The sequence below is a fragment of the Clostridium sp. D5 genome (assembly GCF_000190355.1).
Lineage (GTDB): Bacteria > Bacillota > Clostridia > Lachnospirales > Lachnospiraceae > Faecalicatena > Faecalicatena fissicatena_A.
This window is the reverse complement of record NZ_GL870809.1, coordinates 985,608-1,003,496: the sequence shown is the minus strand read 5'-3', so window position 1 is coordinate 1,003,496 and position 17,889 is coordinate 985,608. Positions and strand designations below refer to the sequence as shown.

The window sequence follows — 17,889 nt, the reverse complement described above, 5'->3', positions numbered from 1 at the left end:
CTATATACGTTTATGGTTCCAGCCTGCTTAAGTCTCGTGGGAATAGTGCAGCCTCGCGCACGTTATCCTCTCCCAGTATTTTCATGGTCAGCCGCTCCAGCCCGATTCCCAGGCCTCCGTGGGGCGGCATACCGTGTTTGAATGCACTCAGATATTGCTCCATTCCTTCCTCTGTCATGCCTCTTATCTCCATCTTTTTCTTCAGCTCATGATAATCATGTATTCTCTGGCCTCCGGTTGTTATCTCCATCCCCCGAAACAGTAAGTCGAAACTCAATGTAAAGGTTGGATCTTCCGGATCATCCATTGCATAAAACGGCCGCTTTCTGGATGGATAGTGAGTGACAAAAACAAAATCTGCACCCCATTCCTCTTTTGCATATTGGCTGATCAACTGTTCTTCCTCTGGCTCCAGGTCATATGGATTCTTTATCCCCCGACCGTACTTTTCAGATACTTTTCTTTTTATATCATCGAATCTGACTGCCGGTATCTTTTCCGCCTTTGGAAGTTCGATCCCAAGAATTCTTAACTCTCCCGCATACTCTCTCTCTAGCAGCTTCATTGTGTACTGAAGAAATCCTGCCTCCATCGCCATGATATCCTCGAACCCGTCAATGTAACCCATCTCAAAATCCAGGCTCGTGTACTCATTCAGGTGGCGTTTTGTATTATGCTTTTCAGCCCGGAATACCGGGGCCGTCTCAAACACCCTGTCAAACACCCCTACCATCATCTGCTTATAGAACTGAGGGCTCTGCTGCAGGATGGCCGGCCTGTGGAAATACTCAAGCCGGAAAAGGTTCGCCCCGCCCTCCGCGCTTTTTGCACCAAGCTTAGGTGTGTGAATTTCTGTAAATCCTTCCTCATACAGAAAATCACGGAACCCCCTGACAATCCCTTCCTGTATCCTGAACTTCGCCCTCTCCCTGATATTGCGCAGTGAAATCGGCCGATAGTTCATTTTGGCTTCCAGTGAAGTATTGAGCCTCCACTTCGATACAGGCAGCGGTAGCGGTTCCGCCGGTTCGCTCAAAACTTTTATCTCTTCAATTCTGATCTCAATGCCATGAGGCGCTTTTTCCGACTCTGCAGGAATTCCTGTTACTTCGACTGTATCAGCTTCTTTCAATTCCTTCAAGCTAAACTTTGAAACTCCCTCCTCAAACACACACTGGATCAGTCCTTCCCGCTTTCTTAAAATCACGAATGCCACCGTCCCCATATCCCGGATAGCATGGACTGCACCATTTACTCTGACACGATTTCCAGTCATTCCCTCTCTCAGTAGTTCGCTTAATTCCATTGTGTCCTTCTGTTTTACTCCTGTTACAAATTCCATGTTTTTTCTCCTTTCTGCTCCTTTATGACTGCATCCCGGGTTTTGAAACAAATGGAATATACAGGAGGTCCTGTACGACAAAAAGTCCCGGGATGCATCTGCATCCCGGGACGGATTCGTAAATTAATCCGCGGTACCACCCGCATTGAACAGACATCACGAAACTCTGCCTGCCCCACTTTTGTGCATGTAACGTATGCCTTACGTACCAGCCTACTGAAAAATTCAGCTGATCAGCTCCCAAGTGTTCCCTTGATTCTCTCCGCTGTCCGGCGCTCTCAGTCGGTGACGCCAACTTCCTGTCAGTTTCTGAAAATCAGAGTCTTGTTCACAGCCTTTTTCTGTTTCACAGTTTACTCTGTTAAAACTTGTTACCAATCATAGCACAGCTCTTTTTCGATTGCAAGGTATTTTTTTAATGATTTAAAGTGATTTCAAGTGAAGGAGCTTTAGCTCATGAATGAATGGATGGGGAGAAGAACGCTCCATGAAACATTCCCGTCCCGTTCGACGGCAGGCGTCCCCCTACTCCCCATTCACGACTTCAATAGCCTTCTCCAGCTGGTTATCCGCATTTTCATCATTAGGATCCGCCTCATACTTGACTTCTACATCAGGCGTTATCCCCTTTTTATTAATGCTTCTCCCTGCCGCTGTAAAGTATTCTGCTATGGTCACTTTCAGGCAGGTTCCGTCACCCAGATCCATCAGCTGCTGAACGACACCCTTGCCATATGTGGTCATGCCCACAATCTCTCCTACACCGTAATCCTGGACCGCTCCGGCAAATATCTCGGAAGCGCTGGCGCTGCCCTGATTTACAAGAACCGCCAGAGGCTTCGTAAATTCATGATCCTCCTCGTTCTTTTCCTCAATAACATTGCCTTCTTTATCTTTTGTAGATACAATCGTTCCCTCCGGGAGAATCAGCTTCAGCATATCTACCACGGTATCCAGATTTCCACCCGGATTCGAGCGCAGATCAATAATCAGCCCCTTCATACCCTGACTTTCCAGATCATTAAGGGCCTCCTCAAACTGTTTCAACGTTACCGTATCAAATTCCATAATACGCAGATAGCCAATCTGGCCTTCCTTCATCTCGTGTTCCACGGTCTGTGCCTCAATCATGCGCCTGGTGGCCGTACAGGCAACTTCCTCCGCATTCTCGCCTCTGTAGACATGCAGAGTTACCTCTGTCCCTTCTTCACCCTTGATCCAGGATACAATCTCCGTCAGATCCTCAGACTCAATTACATGGTCATCCACCTGATAGAGAATATCTCCGGTTTTAAGGCCGGCTTCCTCAGCAGGTGAATCTTTGTAGATATTACCGATCGTCACTTGCTGAGTCTGATAATTCTTCAGTATACCCGCACCGATCCCGCTGTACTCCCCGGTTGTTGACTCCAGCAGATCCTTCGTCTGTTCTTCATTGTAGTACACAGTATAAGGATCCCCCAGACCACTGGCATATCCGTTGTAAATACCGTCCTGCATAGCCTGTTCATCAATGTCATCCGCGTACAGATAATAATCATCTATCACACCACTTAACATCTTCAGCTTTTTATCTGTTTCGCTCTCAGCCGATACCTGCGCCGCTTCCGCCTGGCCCCCTGCCGTCTTGACTGAAATTGCTTTCCATACTCCTGAGCCTAATATTGTAATTAATAGCATAACGAGGGCGCCTGAAAGCGCCCCCTTGATAAAACTCTTTTTATGATCCATATTCCATATCCAACCTTCGAGATTATTCGCTCTAAAGTCCTGCGACTTTACTTTATCCCACTCATATACAGTAGACTTACAGATATCCCTGCGGATCTACTGCCACCCCACCAACCTCTACCTGGAAATGCAGGTGCGCACCGAATGAATTTCCGGTATTCCCAACATATCCGATCTGCTGGCCCTTCACAACCGTTTGACCCGGAGACACGCAGATATTCGAATGGTGCATATACTTTGTAGTCAGCCCATTGCCATGATTGATGACGACCCAGTTACCGGCGCTGTCACTCCATCCCGCTATAACTACCGTACCGTCAGCCGCTGCATATGTAGGTGTTCCCTCGCCAGCTGCAAGATCCAGCCCCTTATGGAAGGCACCGTCAAAATCACGGTAACCAAATGTACTGGATATGTATGCTCCCGGACAAGGATTGGTAAACTGACCGTTTCCGCTGACAACCGGTGATGAACTCGGCGGTGTATAACTGCCTCCGCCACCGGATGACTGCTGTTGCTGCTGTTGCTGCTGTGCTGCCAACTGAGCCGCCAGCTGCTGTTCCTGCTTGATACGCTCCGCTTCGGCTTCCTCAATCAGCTTCTGCAGGGTTGCTGCATTATCCCCAATCTGCTTCTCCAGATCGGCAAGCTGTATCTGTTTATTGTCCAGTAATGCCTGTACTTCATTCTGCTTCGCAACCAGTTCATCCTGCAGACCGGAAAGTTCATCATACTCTCCCTGCAGAGACGCTTCCTTCTCCTCCACATCTTTCACTACATCCTGGAACTCGATAAGCATATCTCTATCATATGCAGAAATCTGCGAAACATACTCTGCCTTGTTTAATAAATCCCCTATACTGTCGCTGGAAATCAATATTTCCAGAAGCTGCGAATTACCGTTCTCGTACATGAACTTAATCCGCTTCTTCATGCTTTCATACTGGTCGTTTTCATCCACTTTTGCCTGGACGAGTTCATCTTCTGCTATCTGGATCTCTTCCTGTTTCTTTCCCAGCTTTTCTTTTGTGACTTTCATATCTGAGACAATTGAGTTTAGCTGTGATGATAGGGAATCCTTCTCTTTCTCTGCAGATTTTTTCTGGTTCTCCAGTTCGTCCGCCTTTTTCTGTGCTTCATCCACAGTCGTTGCATTTACATTAAGCACCATGCCCATACATAAAACAATAACCAGTACCGCACTTATTATACTCCTCTTTCGTCTTTTCATAGGCGCCACCTATACTTTCAAATGTTTACGTACTGTAAAGTAACTTCCGACAAAACCAATTCCCACACCTAACAGCAGCCCGATTGGGAGCAGCAGGCGGTACACCGTTGTTACCGGCAGGAAACTGATAATATTATTCAATATCTGGAACTTGGTCAGTACATATTCAACCGCCTTGCCATAGAGTCCGTACAGCAGAACCAGAGGGATAATCGCTCCCACGAGTCCCATGAGCAGGCCTTCTATTACGAACGGTGACCGGACGACAAAGTCCTTGGCGCCAATGTATTTCATAATGGCAATCTCTTCCTTACGCACCGTAATACCCATTGTGACCGTATTGCTGATCAGGAAGATAGATACGCCAAACAGTATAATGATGATCGCTATGGAAACATATCCTACCAGAACGTTGACACTGGAAAGTGTATTCGCCACAACATCAGACTTATTTACCTTCCGCACCCCATCCAGGCTCTTGGCAAACTTTACAAGATCCTGCTGGGTGGAAGCCAGCGACTTGCTCCTGACTGACAGGCTGGCATCATTTTTTTCTACTGTTTTCATATATACTTCATAGTTATCGGAGCCGGCCAGCGGGTTGTCGTTCTTAAATCCGTCCGCCAGGTCTGCATTATCTCCGAAATAGTCGTTTTTAAACTTATCCCATGCGTCATCTGATGACACAAACTTTACTTCTGAAACATCGTCCCTGCTGCTTAAAGCTTCACCGATGTCATCGATCTGCTGCTGCGTGGCATCATCATCAAAAAATACGGTGATCGCCACCCCTTCCTCTGCTGACTTTATAATATACTGAAAGTTAAGCAGAATCGCAAAAAACAACCCAAACAGGAAAATACAAGCTGACATTGTCGCAACTGATGCGAGCGAAAACATCTTGTTTCTCCCGATATTCTTAACCCCTTGTTTTCCTACGTATCCTAATGTACTAATTCTCATCGAAATACCCACCTTTTTGTTCATCACTGACGATAACGCCCTGTTTCATCGTTATGACGCGCTCGTTCATCTCGTTTACGATCTCCTGGTTGTGAGTAACAACCAATACTGTTGTCCCTCTCTCATTCGCCTCTTTCAGCAGACTCATGATCTCCCATGAGTTTGTTGGATCCAGGTTACCAGTCGGCTCGTCGGCCAACAAAATAGCAGGTTCATTTACAATCGCCCTCGCAATCGCAACACGCTGCTGCTCTCCCCCTGACAGCTCTTTTGGAAATGACTTGTACTTCTGAGCCAGTCCCACCAGCGAAAGCGCCGCCGGCACCTTCCTCTTGATAACTCGTGTCGGTGTCTCTGTCACACGCAGTGCAAAAGCAATATTCTCATAGATATTTCTGTCCTTCAAAAGCCGGAAATCCTGAAAAACAACTCCCAGGCCTTTTCTGTACTTCGCAATGTGACGATGTCTCATCCTGTTCAGGTTCTGTCCGTTCACAATAATCGTTCCTTCTGTCGGATCCAGCTCCTTCATAATGAGACGAATCAAAGTAGACTTACCTGAACCGCTGTCTCCTACGATGAACACGAACTCCCCCTGTTCAATCTTCACGGAAACACCGTTCAGGGCGGCATTGCCCTTAGAGTACTCCTTCGTTACATTTCTTAATTCAATCATATGCTCCTCCTAATTATTCATACTCTTTAGTATTCCAATGACTCCATATACTTCATGTATTTTACCACCATCAGAGCAATCTTGAACGTAATCGCATCCTCAAAGACGCGCAGGTCAAGCCCTGTGCTCTTCTGCAGCTTATCCAGCCGGTATACCAGAGTATTTCTGTGAATGTACAGCTGTCTGGACGTTTCTGATACATTCAGACTATTCTCAAAGAACTTGTTGATAGTCGTCAATGTCTCCTCATCAAAATCGTCCGGAGATTTCCCCTCAAAGATCTCCTTGATAAACATCTTACATAACGGGATCGGCAGCTGATAGATCAGGCGCCCGATACCCAGCGTGCTGTATGCCACAATATCCTTTTCGTCAAAGAAAATCTTGCCCACATCCAGTGCGAGCTTTGCTTCCTTGTAGGATTTTGAAACTTCCTTGATATCATTCACGATGGTTCCGTATGCGATATGGATATGTTCCTCTCCGCATTCATTGCGCAGGATCTCCAGCATATCCTTAGCCATCTTCTCCAGCTCTTTGCCGCCGTCTTTCTCAGAAAGTTCTTTGACAACAATAATATTCTTCTCATCCACAGCTGTAATAAAGTCCTTGGACTTTCCTCCGAGAAGGTTCCTTACATTGTCCAGCGCAACACTGTCCTTTTCGTGAGATGTTTCAATAATAAAGATAACACGTTTTACTTCTGTGTCAATATGTAATTTCTTGGCCCTGTTGTAAATATCCACTAAAAGCAGGTTATCCAGCAGAAGATTTTTGATAAAATTATCTTTATCAAATCTCTCTTTATACGCTACCAGCAGACTCTGAACCTGGAACGCTGCAATCTTGCCGACCATGTAAACTTCTTCGTTCTCCCCGCCGGCAAGCAGGACATATTCCAACTGCTGTTCATCGAATATCTTAAAAAACTGATATCCCTGAATGACCTGGCTGTCAGCCGGAGATTCCACAAATGACAGGACTGCACTTTCATAATCCTTTGTATCTTCAAATGTGGCAGCAAGCGCTTTACCCTCCGTATCTAATACACAGAAATCAATTCTTGAAATCCCTTTAAGGCCCTCAATTGTGTTTTGAAGTATCTGATTTGAAATCATACTTTCTCTCCTCCGCTCGTTGACTCTTTTCATGTGCATTTTTCACAAAGTCTGACTTCGAAAAATGTGTAGAACGCACATATATAAATTATATATTAATGCATAACGTCAAAAAAATAAAGAGGAAATCCACTATTTTTATGCATTTCCTCATATATTTTACAAAAAATTCATATTTTAGACATTATACATAGTTCACAAATCTTTATCTACGGGGAAAAATCCTTCGCCCATAACCTCGCGGGCATCACTCACAATTATGAACGCATTTTCGTCAATTCTGCCCACCAGTTCCTTCAAATGCACCAGTTCTTTCTTGGTAACCACACAGAAGAGCAGACATCGGTCTTTTCCGGTATACATACCTTTCGCATAAATGCCGGTGAGTCCGCGGTCCACTCCGTGCATAATCGCCTTTGATACTTCTTCATACTGATCCGTAATAATATACGCGGCCTTTGCGAACTTAACACCTTCGATCATCGCATCCGCGATTCGGTTGACTACCACAATGGTAATAATTGCATAAAGAGCACGCTCGATTCCAAACATATAGCCGCCCGCAATTACGATAACAGCATCTATCACCATCATAATCTTTGCCACAGAGAACTGACGGAGATAATTCTGGATGATTGCCCCAACCATATCTGTGCCGCCGGTTGTTGCCGCGTTGGAAAATACCAGTCCCATACCGATGCCCTGCAGTGCCCCGCCAAACACAGCGGCCAGCAGGATATTCCCTTCAATAAAGGAAAACTCAGGCAGAATCCCCAGCCAGACCGAAACCATGGCCGTTGCAAACAAGGTCCTGCCGATAAATGACTTGCCTTTTACTTTCAATGCTACCAGAAAAACCGGCACATTGAGGGCGATATTCGTAAACCACAGCGGAATACCACCCGGAAGAAGCCCTTCTGTAAGACTCTTAATAATGATAGCCAGGCCGGAAAATCCTCCGACTACCAGGCTGTTGGGTTCATAAATACATTTGATAGCAAAAGATACGATACCTGTCCCCACAGCAATGTATGCATACTTCATATACACGGGTTTTTCCCGATATCCATGCATGCTCAGTTCTCCTTCTTTTGTTTTCCTACCCTGTAACGGAATATCTTTTTCAAAAAGAAGCGGCGTACGCCGTCTCCGCTTTTCTCACTGAAGCTCTGCTCCAGAGCCCTGCCGCATCCCAACCATACCCTGGCGTTTAAAAGTGCGGCATTTCTTACTATAAAATCCTCCTGCTGCGGTGAGGGGAGTACAGAAAGTATACAATCAATCTCTGCACCGTTGATATTGTTAATCACATCCTCCTCGGACTTTCCTTCCACGTCCAGAGCGCCATGCCCTGCCACAGTAATACCTCTGTTGTACTTTTCCACAGCCTGTTTGAGGCCTGACATTTCCTGCTCAGACTGCACCATCAGAAATATCTTTTTCCGATTCTTTTGAAGGTAACGCAAAAACATTTTAAGAAACATTTTATTTGCTACGTCCTTCAGTAAATATCTATCCTGTACTTCTGCTGCCTCAAGTATCTCCTTTTCTCCAGGAAGCACCATATCCATTGCTTTCGTATTTTCCTTCCATGCGGGGTTGTCCTTTCCCTGCATGAGCATATCCAGCGTGACAATCTCAATCGTATTGATGGATTCACTCTGCATATACTGCACAGCCGCCTGCATGGCAGCTTTTGCTGTGAAGCCGTCAATCTCCACATCAAAGATATTAATCTTTTCTTTCATCTACATCACCTGTGCTTCTTCTCCCCAGTCGTACAATTGTATCAAAAATCCGAAGATTTTTCAACTCTTTCGTTTTCTTTTCGTAATCAGCCCTCCAATCCTTCCAGTCTCTTTCGAAGATAAAGAGCGCCAGCCCTCTGCCATAACTTTATCTAAAAGGCCCAGTTCCTCTGCAATTTCATACTTCACCTTCTCTTCAGGCTCCAGATTTTTCAAGTCGATTGGTTTTAATTTTTTTTCAGACATATTGATACCTACCTTTCTTTTTGGTAGGAGTATTGCCTAAAATACGTACTGCATTCAATATAAGGGAGAATTTGTAACAGTTCAGACAGGCCTGAACTGTTGCGCATCCATATTCGGGCAGCACAGATGTGATAAGATATTTTTTACTTTTCCCGGATCCATACACGCATTTCCCCTGCCTGCCGGTTGCCCCACAGGAAATAGGGAACCGCACAGATTCTTGTATTCACTTCCCGTGGCGGAGTTTCACTGTATAAGGCATCACGATTGTCTTCCAGCCTCAGCCCGTCGGCTTCCAGTCCCACATAATCCCCCAGAGCACCGTCATATTTCCGGTATTCTCTTACTTCAGAGCCAGCCGGAAGCAGGAGCGCGTTCTGTCCTGTTCCATTATCGGCCTCCTCTATACAGTAGACCAGGGGGCCCCGCATCAGTGCTATGCAGCCCGTATCTTCCCGCACCATAAGATTCGCATAAATCCGTTTGATTTCCATGGACAACTGCAGGCAGACCGTATCGCCCTTTTTCCACGCTCTCTTTATTGTTATATAGCCCTGTCTATTCTCATGCCCGTTTGTGCATTCCTTCCCATTTACAGACAGGCTGTAAGACGGACACCATCCTGGTATCCTGATAACCAGGGCGGTCTGTTCTTCATTTTCGCTGTTATAAACTTCATAAAGAATCCGGCCCTCCCATGGATAATCCGTGACCGTCTTCCAGCTGATTCTGTTTTGTGCCGCATGAAAAATGCCTCCCAGATAGAGATGTGAGTATACAAAGCCCGGTGCCTCTCCCCATGCATATTTTCCAAGTGATGCAAGCAGCCGTGCTATATTGGGCGGACAGCATGCGCAGGCATACCACCTGGGCCTTACCGGCCGTACATGTTCATATCCTGGCACTTGCCCGGATATTCCTGGTACCACCTCTAACGGATTCACATAGAAGAAATGCCGGCCGTCCCGCCCCATTCCTCCTAAAACACCGTTATACAGCGCACGTTCCATCACATCGGCATAATTCCCGTCCAGAGCAATGTTCAGCATTTTCCTTGCCCAGAACACAAGTCCTACGGCCGCACAGGTTTCCGCGTAGGCCCTGTCATTGGGAAGGTCGTAATCCACAGTAAAAGTCTCTCCTTTTGCGCCGGAACCAACGCCGCCCGTTATATACATCCGTTTTTCCGTCACATTTCTCCAGATCTTCCTGCACGCAGCCTTTAAGGACTCATCGTCCGCAGCGGCAGCCATGTCGGCCATTGCCGTATAAAGATACATTGCACGCACGGCATGTCCTTCGGCCGAATCCTGATCTCTGACCGGACGGTGATTCTGGGTATAAGTACGCTCCTCCGGATCCATCTGCCAGTATACCCAGTCTCTCTTTTTCTGTTCTTCTGCAAAATAATTAGGTTCCGTACCCCGTTCCGCCAGAAAATATCCGGCCAGATCAAAGTATCTCTGCTCCCCTGTCGCCCTTGCCAGCCGCAGAAGCGCCAGTTCAATCTCTTCATGCCCCGGGATTCCCCGCACTTTACCCGGCCCAAAACGGGAGTCAATCAGATCCGCCAGGCGGATCGCCGGGTTTAAAAGCCTGCACTTCCCTGTCATTTCATAATCCGCCACGGCAGCTTCGATCAGATGCCCTGCACAATAGAGCTCATGGCACTCCAGAAGATTCTGCCATTTATGATCCGGTTCCTTAAGCTGAAAATAGGTATTCAGATAGCCGTCCTCTTCCTGTGCACGCTCTAAAAGGCCGATTATCTGCTGTGCGCCCTCCTGGAGATTTCCAGTTTCTTCCATATTAGATATGTAACTGACTGCCTCCAGCCATTTCCATATATCACTGTCCTGGAACACCTGTCCATAAAATACGCCTTCTTCCATACCTGCTGCAATACGCAGATTCTGTATCGCGCCGCTTTTTTCCGCCCCCGGGATCTCGTCTTTCAGTATCTGTTCCTGATACGGAAGAACTACATCCCGGATTAATTCCTGATAAAAAGACCAGAAGTTGTCTTTTACTTCTACACGTTTCAACTGCGGCTCTGCCTCTTTATAATTCATCATGCTTTCCTCGCTCTCCCCGCTGCTTCACGGTACTGTTTGGGGCTCATGCCTACATTGTCTTTAAAAAAACGGCTGAAATACGACACATCGTGGAATCCTGTCATTTCCGCAATATCTTTCAGCAGATAGTCCGTGCTTAACAGTAATTCCTTTCCCTTTTTCAGCCGTATATTGGTCAGCAGCCTGCTCGGTGAAATATGCTGCTGGCTGGTAAACTGGTTTGAAAGATAAGTAGGATTGTACCCAAACTGACCGGCAAATTCCTCAAGTGATAAATTGCTGTTGTAATGCTGACAGATATGCTGTTTCAGAAGTTCTACCACGTCCTCGATTTTTTTATTTGCCTTCCCCTCCATGATTCTTCCGAAAATCTCCTGCAGCAGATCCCGTATTCCATCTTCAAATTGATCAAAGGTCATTGCTTTTCCAATAACCTCCTCGGCCCGGTAAAACAACTCTTCTATCGCCGTTTCTGTTTCCAGGACCGGATTGCGCTGATAAATTTCCATAAGAATATATTTCACACTGAATTCGCAGCTCACCTGAGGAATTCTTTTTTTCTTCCATTTTGAACACAGGCGCCCGAAAAGGGAGCAAAGGCCTTCGCCGTCCCCCTGTTCCAGCAGAGAATCTATCTGGCATTTTTCACTTTCATCAATCCCCAGCTCCTTTTCCTGATTCGATTCCTTCTCCAGAAATACGACATCACTTTTTCCGATCAGTACCTGCCTGGCAAGACTTCTGTGCATTTTTGCGTAGGTCCCCGGAAGCAACCCGATATGATCCATTTGATCTGACAAAATGGCATGGACAGGCATGGAACACTTTTTTTCATAAGCCGAGAGTTTCAGAACCGCCCGCTGAATGGGGTTAATTTCCTGCCTTTTTACAGAAAGGAGAATCAGTTTTTCATTCTGCTGCTTCATGTCAAATACCAGACAGTCTTCCCCTTCCCTTAATCCCTGGCAGAGCTGGTCCTGCAGCTCTTTTGATGAAAACCCGCTGATTCCCACCTGGATCAGGTTTTCTGTCCGGTTGGTAAACGGACCAATGCAGAACAGGATTAAATAATAGCAGCAGCCCTCCATTTCCAGTACCCCAGAATCCGTCTGTACTCCATTTACCAGATAATCGTATACCTGCTGCCTCTTGCCGGCTTTTTTTGTATTCTCCAGCCTGGTGTAAATCTTTTCCAGTGCACTGCCGACCTCCTCTTTTCTGGGAGGCTTCAGGATATAATCCTGCACACCGTATTTTATTGCCTGCTTCGCATATTCAAATTCTGAATATCCGCTGAGAATCACATATTCCGTGTCCGGATACAGCTTTTTCGCCTTCCCAATCAGCTCAATTCCACTCATCCCCGGCATCCTGATATCGGTAATCAGAACGTCAGGCTTTGTGGCCGCCATCAGTTCCAATGCCTCCATACCGTCCTCTGCGGCACCTGTAATCTCGACTGCAAGCCCCAGATTTCCAAGCAGGGAGATGATTCCCTGACGGATTGCCGGTTCATCCTCTGCAACCAGTATCTTCATCAACATTGTTTTCTCCTTTTTTCAACCCCGTTCCTGCACCGCTCACGGAATACTCCTCCTCAGCAATTTCTTCATCCGCCTGCTGCCTCAGACATACCCAGGAACCGCCCTCCGGCCGGTTTCCTGCCTCCAGAGTGATCCTGCCTTCTGAATAAATCGCCAGCCGCGCATACGTATTAGCCAGTGCCATTCCACCGATCCCCATATCCGGTATGGAATTTCCTTCCCTGATATTCCTGTCTATTTCTGCAAACTGCCTCTTGAGCTTTGCCAGAGATTCGTCTGAAAAACCAGTGCCGTTGTCCAGAATCTGAATCTGCCATTCCCTGCATGTTCCACTGCCCAGCACCTGTATTTCATATTGCTTCTGCCTGCTGTTGGCAAAGCTGTGCTGAAAACAATTCTCGGCAATCGGCTGCAGTATAAACTTAGGCACCAGTATCTCCTCCATCGCCGGTTCTACTTCTATTTCTGTCTGCAGACGGTCCAGATAACGGTATCCCATCAGCTTCAGATAAGTTGCAGTATGCTCTATTTCTTCCTTCAGTGATACCGTTGAATTACCGGTATCCGTTGTATACTGCAGCATTTTTGTAAGGTCCGAGCAGATATCCATGATTTCCGGTGCATCTTTCTGATATCCCATAAGCCCGATCACGGATAATATATTGTGCATAAAATGAGGATTGATCTGTGCCTGAAGCACCTCGTACCTTGCCCGGACCGCCCTTGTCCTGGCTTCTACAAGTTCATTCCTGGATATCTTCATCTTATCGAGCATGTCATAAAAGGCCGTCGTCAGCATCTGGATTTCATCATCCGTATCCTCTATCTTACGGTTCAGGGCCAGTTCCCCATAATTCATGTGCCGGATGCTGTCCCGAAGCTGACGGATCGGCCGATACAGGTTCTCCGAAACAAGTGTTACCAGCAGGATCATAATGCAGAGCAAAATAACTCCCAGAACAATAATCCATCCCAGATTCTGATAGATAATGCCCATATAGCTGTTCACATCTACATAGAGACAGAACTGCATCTCAAAAGCAGGATTATCCGCCCCGTATACCAGATACTTGCGGCTACCTGCTTTTACTTCCTGTATGCTTCCCTCTTCCGTAAATTCTATTTTCCGCTGTATCGATTTCAGACTCTCCTTATTCTTCAGATCTTTGCTGTAAAAAAGTTCGCCCCCATGGTACACGGCCACCTGTACTGGATAGTTATTCATCTGCAGTGTAAAGATATCATCCAGAAGTTTTTTCTCATACTGGATATCAATATATCCCAGTTTCCTGTATTCATCCCGGATCTGCCGGACATAGGAAAAAACCGGCTCCTCCGTACGTCCATATCCATCCTCGGTAAAGGGGGTAATATACTTGATATACTGCTCTGCCTTCATCTCATCCTGCCAGGACAGCGCTTCAATCCCTGCTTTATTCATATAAGCTTCATTATATATATCCAGATTGAGCCAGTCATTTCTTTCTGAGATCACATGGAAACTGCGGTTGCGAAAATCCTCTCCGATCAGGTTCATCAGCACCATCTGTATGGTCTTCCGCTCCTGGGGATATTTTTGGAAATAGTTTTCCTCCCCATTATAACTGCCCGCCTGTTCCAGCACCCGAAGCACGTCCTTATCGGATGCCGCACCCAGCGAGATCCTGTGCATATTCTCCAGCATTTCTCCGAACTGAGTAACCGCCCTGACGGAGAGCTGTTCCATCGTATCCTGTTCCTTTTCTTTGATGGACCTGCTCTGGGAGTTCGTGTATATAGCGAGGAATACAAGGATAAGCAGGCTGATTAAAAGAGAAAATAACAGGACTGCCTTTTTCTGATAACTTAGCTGTCTGACTCTGACCCTCATACCTGTTCCCCTTTCTTTTTAATTTTCCGTAACATTTTCCCCACTATATCACACCGCAATTCCGTTATCAACCTTTCACTGCTCCGGCCACCATTCCCGAAATGATATATTTCTGTCCCATCAGATAAACCAGGATTACCGGCAGGGAAGAGAGCAGAATATATGCACAAACAATATTCCAGTCGCTGCCGAACTGCCCGATGAATTTGTACACGCCGAGCACAATCGTCCACTTTGAACTGCTGGACAGCAGATACAGCGGATACTGGAAATCATTCCAGATAAATACAAACTGTGTGATAAACGATGTCACAATTACGGGCGTCAGCATTGGCCGTATAATATGGAAAAAAAGCTGCAGGGGCTTTGCCCCGTCCATTACCGCAGCTTCATCCAGTTCCTTAGGGACAGAACTGACAAAACTGTATGCCAGAAATACACTTAACGGCACGAACATCGCGATATAGACAAATATGATCCCCGCATAGGAATCCATCATCCGAAACTTCTGCAGAACCTGTATTAACGCAATGACCTGCACCGGAACTACCAGCCCCAACAGGAAATAGGAGTACACTTTCCGGTTAATCTTATCCCGGTTCCTGCTCAGGGAATATCCTGCCATGGTTCCTAATATGGAAGATGCAAAGACCGATACCCCTGTGATCAGGACGCTGTTCAGAAAGGTACGGAAGATATTGGACTCCGCTACCGCCACTGCAAAGTTTGCAAACTGCCAGACTTCCGGCAGCGTCAGCGTCATGACATCGGCCTCTGCCGAGCTTTTAAATGCATTGATGATAATCAGCAGCAGCGGAATCAAAACGATAAGACTCAGAAGCCACATGAATACCGCCAAAACGGTTCGTTTTATTTTCTGTGCTCTCATTAGTGGTCCACCTCCAGTTTCGCAAACAGTTTATTCAGGGCAAAGAATACAACAATGACAAACACTGTCAGCACGACATTGGCAGCACAGCCCGTGGAAAGTGCGCCGCTTCCCAGGTAAGAATATATGGTCGTACTCAGAACCTGCGTGGACATTCCCGGTCCGCCTCCTGTCAGTGCGATGATGATATCAAACACTTTCAGCCCGTTCACAACGCTGAGAAGCACGTTGATACTGATGGACGGCACAATCAGCGGCAGTGTAATGCTCTTAAAGCTTGTCCATGCTGTGGCACCGTCGATAGAGGCCGCCTCGTAATATTCTTTTGAGATCACCTGAAGACCCGCCAGATAGATGACCATGCAGTAACCGGCCCCTTTCCAGATCTCCACAAGGATTACCATCCACATGGCCGTATTGGGATTGCCAAGCCAGTCAAAGCTTAAAGCCGAAGAGCTGAATACGGACAGAATGTGATTAATCAGCCCCGTGTCCGGCTGCAGCATTGCCTGAAACACCTGTCCGACAATCAGGGTGCTTAAAATAACCGGCAGATAAAAAATGGTGCGGAGTACATTTCGGGATCTGATGCTGGTATTCAATGCAACCGCCATGGCCAGTCCGATCAGATTTTTAAATACGGTTGTCAGCACGGCAAACAGCATTGTATTGCCCAGGCCTACCCGGAAACGGTTCTGTGAGAACATTTGTATGTAATTGGCAAACCCCACAAATTCCTTTGAATCGTTATAAATCGTATAGTTCACAAAAGAGTAATAGATGCCCAGAATCCCCGGTAAAATGTAAAATAAAGTGTAAATAATCAATGGGATCATCCAGAGATATCTGGGATACATTTTCTTATAATTCATTTACGAGCCTTCCTTTCTTAAAGTAACGGGGCACAAAAACCATCCCGTTTTTGTGCCCCTAATGTAACGGTTCAGGCAAGCCAGAACTGTTACCCCCGAATCCCACGTATGCTTAAAACCCTTCCAGACCAAGGGACTGGCAGATTCCCTCACGGATGCCGTCATATTCGTCGCAGAACTGTTTCGGCGTATACCGGTTCATTACCACTTCCTGAAGCAGCTGGCAGAAGCTGTCCCAATCCTGTCCCTGAATCACGGAATTGTGTGATACATGCACGCCATAAGTTCCATCGCTTAATTTATCCAGGAGATCTTTGGTTGGCGCCGTCATTTTGCTAGGCTCTATATCCTTAAACGGAGAAACGGCTCCGATGGAATCATAGAACGTCTGCAGATTCTCGTCTGATGCACACCAGTTGATAAAATGCTTGCTCACATCTACATTTTTCCCGTCCTTCGGAATATAGAACTGTGTGCTGGTTGACTGATAAATAGTATCGTTTGTTCCTATATAATAGGGGATCATGGTCAGCTTATCGGCTGTGCCTTCCCCGTATTTTGCATCAATCTCATTGAACCAGGATGTCAGCCCGATCAGAACGCCGCATTCATTGTCCGCAACCGCCGCAAACTGTCCATCCCAGGACTGTGCCATTGGGTTCTTCCCGAAATATCCGTCTTTCGACCAGTCATATAAATCCTGCAGCATTGCGTTGAAACTTTCGCTGTCACCATAATTCATCTCATTTGTGTTAAACTTCTGAATCAGATCTGAATCCTTCTGGCTGTCTGCATAGACTCCTGAGCTGGTGATGTTGCCGCACATCCAGGAATCTCCTGCTCCGAAGTAAAATGGAGTATAGCCTTTTTCCTGCAGCACCTTAAAAGCATCTACAAGGTCATCCTTGGATTCCGGGATTTCCAGCCCGCATTCCTCAAACACCTCTTTGTTCACACAGAAGCCCCAGTAATCCTGCGCCGCCAGCGGACAGCCGTAAAGCCTTCCGTCTGTATCAACAAAACCGTCGATGCTGTTCAGTTTTTCTACCCAGGGCTCGTCCGTCAGATCCTCCAGATTCTGTGATGCATTCATATAAGTCAGCTCGGCCGGAGATGCAGAGTTCATGATGATATCCGGCAGTTCCTTTGTCGTAAATTTAGATTTAATGACCTCTGACGCGGTATCGCTTGGCAGGATCTCCACCTGTACCTTTACCCCGAATTCCTCTTTGTACTCGTCTACCAGAGCCTGCATCCCATCTTTCCACCAGTCCTGTGACGTTACCAGTGAGATGGTCCTGCCGTCCAGATCCTCTTTGGTATACTCGTAAATGTCTCCGCCCGATGCCTCCTGCTGGCCGCTTTCCTTCCCCTTCTGTGCATCTGTCCCCTTATTGTCTCCGCCCTGGGCGCATCCTCCAAGGATTGCTGATACTGTAAAAATCCCTGCCATCAGCATTGGCATTACTCTTCTCTTTTTCATATACTTCTCCTTTCTTTTCCTGTAACCTTTCCTTTACTGATGATTTGATTATAATAGAATTGTTTTCTCTTTCACATGCACTTTTCACAGAAACAACTTGG

At 46.5% G+C, this 17,889-nt stretch carries 15 protein-coding genes; all 15 read right to left on the bottom strand.

Annotation, left to right across the window (positions count from 1 at the left end; all coding sequences use genetic code 11):
* Positions 1–10: 10 nt before the first annotated feature.
* The 15 genes from aspS to HMPREF0240_RS04230 all read right to left on the bottom strand — a co-directional run bounded on the left by aspS (position 11) and on the right by HMPREF0240_RS04230 (position 17,788).
* Positions 11–1,342 carry an aspartate--tRNA(Asn) ligase gene (gene aspS, locus HMPREF0240_RS04300; protein ID WP_009002222.1) on the bottom strand — a complete coding sequence of 444 codons (1,332 nt, stop codon included), beginning with the start codon at positions 1,340–1,342 and terminating at the stop codon, positions 11–13.
* A gap of 525 nt (positions 1,343–1,867) precedes the next feature.
* Positions 1,868–3,073 (bottom strand): S41 family peptidase, encoded by a 1,206-nt coding sequence (locus HMPREF0240_RS04295; RefSeq protein WP_009002221.1) that lies wholly within the window; start codon positions 3,071–3,073, stop codon positions 1,868–1,870.
* A gap of 76 nt (positions 3,074–3,149) precedes the next feature.
* Positions 3,150–4,304, bottom strand: coding sequence for a M23 family metallopeptidase (locus HMPREF0240_RS04290; RefSeq protein ID WP_035312366.1), 1,155 nt, complete (start codon positions 4,302–4,304; stop codon positions 3,150–3,152).
* Positions 4,305–4,313: 9 nt separating this feature from the next.
* A complete protein-coding gene (gene ftsX, locus HMPREF0240_RS04285) occupies positions 4,314–5,267 on the bottom strand; it encodes a permease-like cell division protein FtsX (protein ID WP_035312365.1) in 954 nt (317 codons plus the stop codon).
* On the bottom strand, positions 5,257–5,943 hold the full coding sequence (gene ftsE / locus HMPREF0240_RS04280) for a cell division ATP-binding protein FtsE (protein WP_009002218.1): 687 nt from the start codon (positions 5,941–5,943) through the stop codon (positions 5,257–5,259). The genes ftsX and ftsE overlap by 11 nt, the downstream gene beginning before the upstream one ends.
* Before the next feature lie 26 nt (positions 5,944–5,969).
* On the bottom strand, positions 5,970–7,061 hold the full coding sequence (locus HMPREF0240_RS04275; RefSeq protein WP_035312364.1) for a helix-turn-helix domain-containing protein: 1,092 nt from the start codon (positions 7,059–7,061) through the stop codon (positions 5,970–5,972).
* Between the two features lie 195 nt (positions 7,062–7,256).
* Positions 7,257–8,135, bottom strand: coding sequence for a YitT family protein (locus HMPREF0240_RS04270; protein ID WP_009002216.1), 879 nt, complete (start codon positions 8,133–8,135; stop codon positions 7,257–7,259).
* Between the two features lie 2 nt (positions 8,136–8,137).
* Complete coding sequence (locus HMPREF0240_RS04265) at positions 8,138–8,809, bottom strand: WecB/TagA/CpsF family glycosyltransferase (protein ID WP_009002215.1); 672 nt, start codon at positions 8,807–8,809, stop codon at positions 8,138–8,140.
* Positions 8,810–8,869: 60 nt separating this feature from the next.
* Complete coding sequence (locus tag HMPREF0240_RS04260) at positions 8,870–9,055, bottom strand: small, acid-soluble spore protein, alpha/beta type (RefSeq protein WP_009002214.1); 186 nt, start codon at positions 9,053–9,055, stop codon at positions 8,870–8,872.
* 143 nt (positions 9,056–9,198) lie between these two features.
* Positions 9,199–11,130 (bottom strand): beta-L-arabinofuranosidase domain-containing protein, encoded by a 1,932-nt coding sequence (locus HMPREF0240_RS04255; RefSeq protein ID WP_009002213.1) that lies wholly within the window; start codon positions 11,128–11,130, stop codon positions 9,199–9,201.
* Positions 11,127–12,674, bottom strand: a complete 1,548-nt coding sequence (locus HMPREF0240_RS04250) for a response regulator (RefSeq protein ID WP_009002212.1) — start codon at positions 12,672–12,674, stop codon at positions 11,127–11,129. Before HMPREF0240_RS04250 ends, HMPREF0240_RS04255 begins: the two co-directional genes overlap by 4 nt.
* On the bottom strand, positions 12,643–14,544 hold the full coding sequence (locus HMPREF0240_RS04245) for a histidine kinase (RefSeq protein WP_009002211.1): 1,902 nt from the start codon (positions 14,542–14,544) through the stop codon (positions 12,643–12,645). The genes HMPREF0240_RS04250 and HMPREF0240_RS04245 overlap by 32 nt, the downstream gene beginning before the upstream one ends.
* 67 nt (positions 14,545–14,611) lie before the next feature.
* Positions 14,612–15,433, bottom strand: a complete 822-nt coding sequence (locus HMPREF0240_RS04240) for a carbohydrate ABC transporter permease (RefSeq protein WP_009002210.1) — start codon at positions 15,431–15,433, stop codon at positions 14,612–14,614.
* Positions 15,433–16,305, bottom strand: a complete 873-nt coding sequence (locus HMPREF0240_RS04235; RefSeq protein ID WP_009002209.1) for a sugar ABC transporter permease — start codon at positions 16,303–16,305, stop codon at positions 15,433–15,435. The genes HMPREF0240_RS04240 and HMPREF0240_RS04235 overlap by 1 nt, the downstream gene beginning before the upstream one ends.
* A 112-nt stretch (positions 16,306–16,417) precedes the next feature.
* Complete coding sequence (locus tag HMPREF0240_RS04230; RefSeq protein WP_035312361.1) at positions 16,418–17,788, bottom strand: ABC transporter substrate-binding protein; 1,371 nt, start codon at positions 17,786–17,788, stop codon at positions 16,418–16,420.
* Between the last annotated feature and the right edge of the window lie 101 nt (positions 17,789–17,889).

Coding starts and splice junctions, on each gene's coding strand:
- aspS (WP_009002222.1), bottom strand. CDS start 1,342: ATGGAATTTGTAACAGGAGTAAAACAGAAGGACACAATGGAATTAAGC.
- HMPREF0240_RS04295 (WP_009002221.1), bottom strand. CDS start 3,073: ATGGATCATAAAAAGAGTTTTATCAAGGGGGCGCTTTCAGGCGCCCTC.
- HMPREF0240_RS04290 (WP_035312366.1), bottom strand. CDS start 4,304: ATGAAAAGACGAAAGAGGAGTATAATAAGTGCGGTACTGGTTATTGTT.
- ftsX (WP_035312365.1), bottom strand. CDS start 5,267: ATGAGAATTAGTACATTAGGATACGTAGGAAAACAAGGGGTTAAGAAT.
- ftsE (WP_009002218.1), bottom strand. CDS start 5,943: ATGATTGAATTAAGAAATGTAACGAAGGAGTACTCTAAGGGCAATGCC.
- HMPREF0240_RS04275 (WP_035312364.1), bottom strand. CDS start 7,061: ATGATTTCAAATCAGATACTTCAAAACACAATTGAGGGCCTTAAAGGG.
- HMPREF0240_RS04270 (WP_009002216.1), bottom strand. CDS start 8,135: ATGCATGGATATCGGGAAAAACCCGTGTATATGAAGTATGCATACATT.
- HMPREF0240_RS04265 (WP_009002215.1), bottom strand. CDS start 8,809: ATGAAAGAAAAGATTAATATCTTTGATGTGGAGATTGACGGCTTCACA.
- HMPREF0240_RS04260 (WP_009002214.1), bottom strand. CDS start 9,055: ATGTCTGAAAAAAAATTAAAACCAATCGACTTGAAAAATCTGGAGCCT.
- HMPREF0240_RS04255 (WP_009002213.1), bottom strand. CDS start 11,130: ATGATGAATTATAAAGAGGCAGAGCCGCAGTTGAAACGTGTAGAAGTA.
- HMPREF0240_RS04250 (WP_009002212.1), bottom strand. CDS start 12,674: ATGTTGATGAAGATACTGGTTGCAGAGGATGAACCGGCAATCCGTCAG.
- HMPREF0240_RS04245 (WP_009002211.1), bottom strand. CDS start 14,544: ATGAGGGTCAGAGTCAGACAGCTAAGTTATCAGAAAAAGGCAGTCCTG.
- HMPREF0240_RS04240 (WP_009002210.1), bottom strand. CDS start 15,433: ATGAGAGCACAGAAAATAAAACGAACCGTTTTGGCGGTATTCATGTGG.
- HMPREF0240_RS04235 (WP_009002209.1), bottom strand. CDS start 16,305: ATGAATTATAAGAAAATGTATCCCAGATATCTCTGGATGATCCCATTG.
- HMPREF0240_RS04230 (WP_035312361.1), bottom strand. CDS start 17,788: ATGAAAAAGAGAAGAGTAATGCCAATGCTGATGGCAGGGATTTTTACA.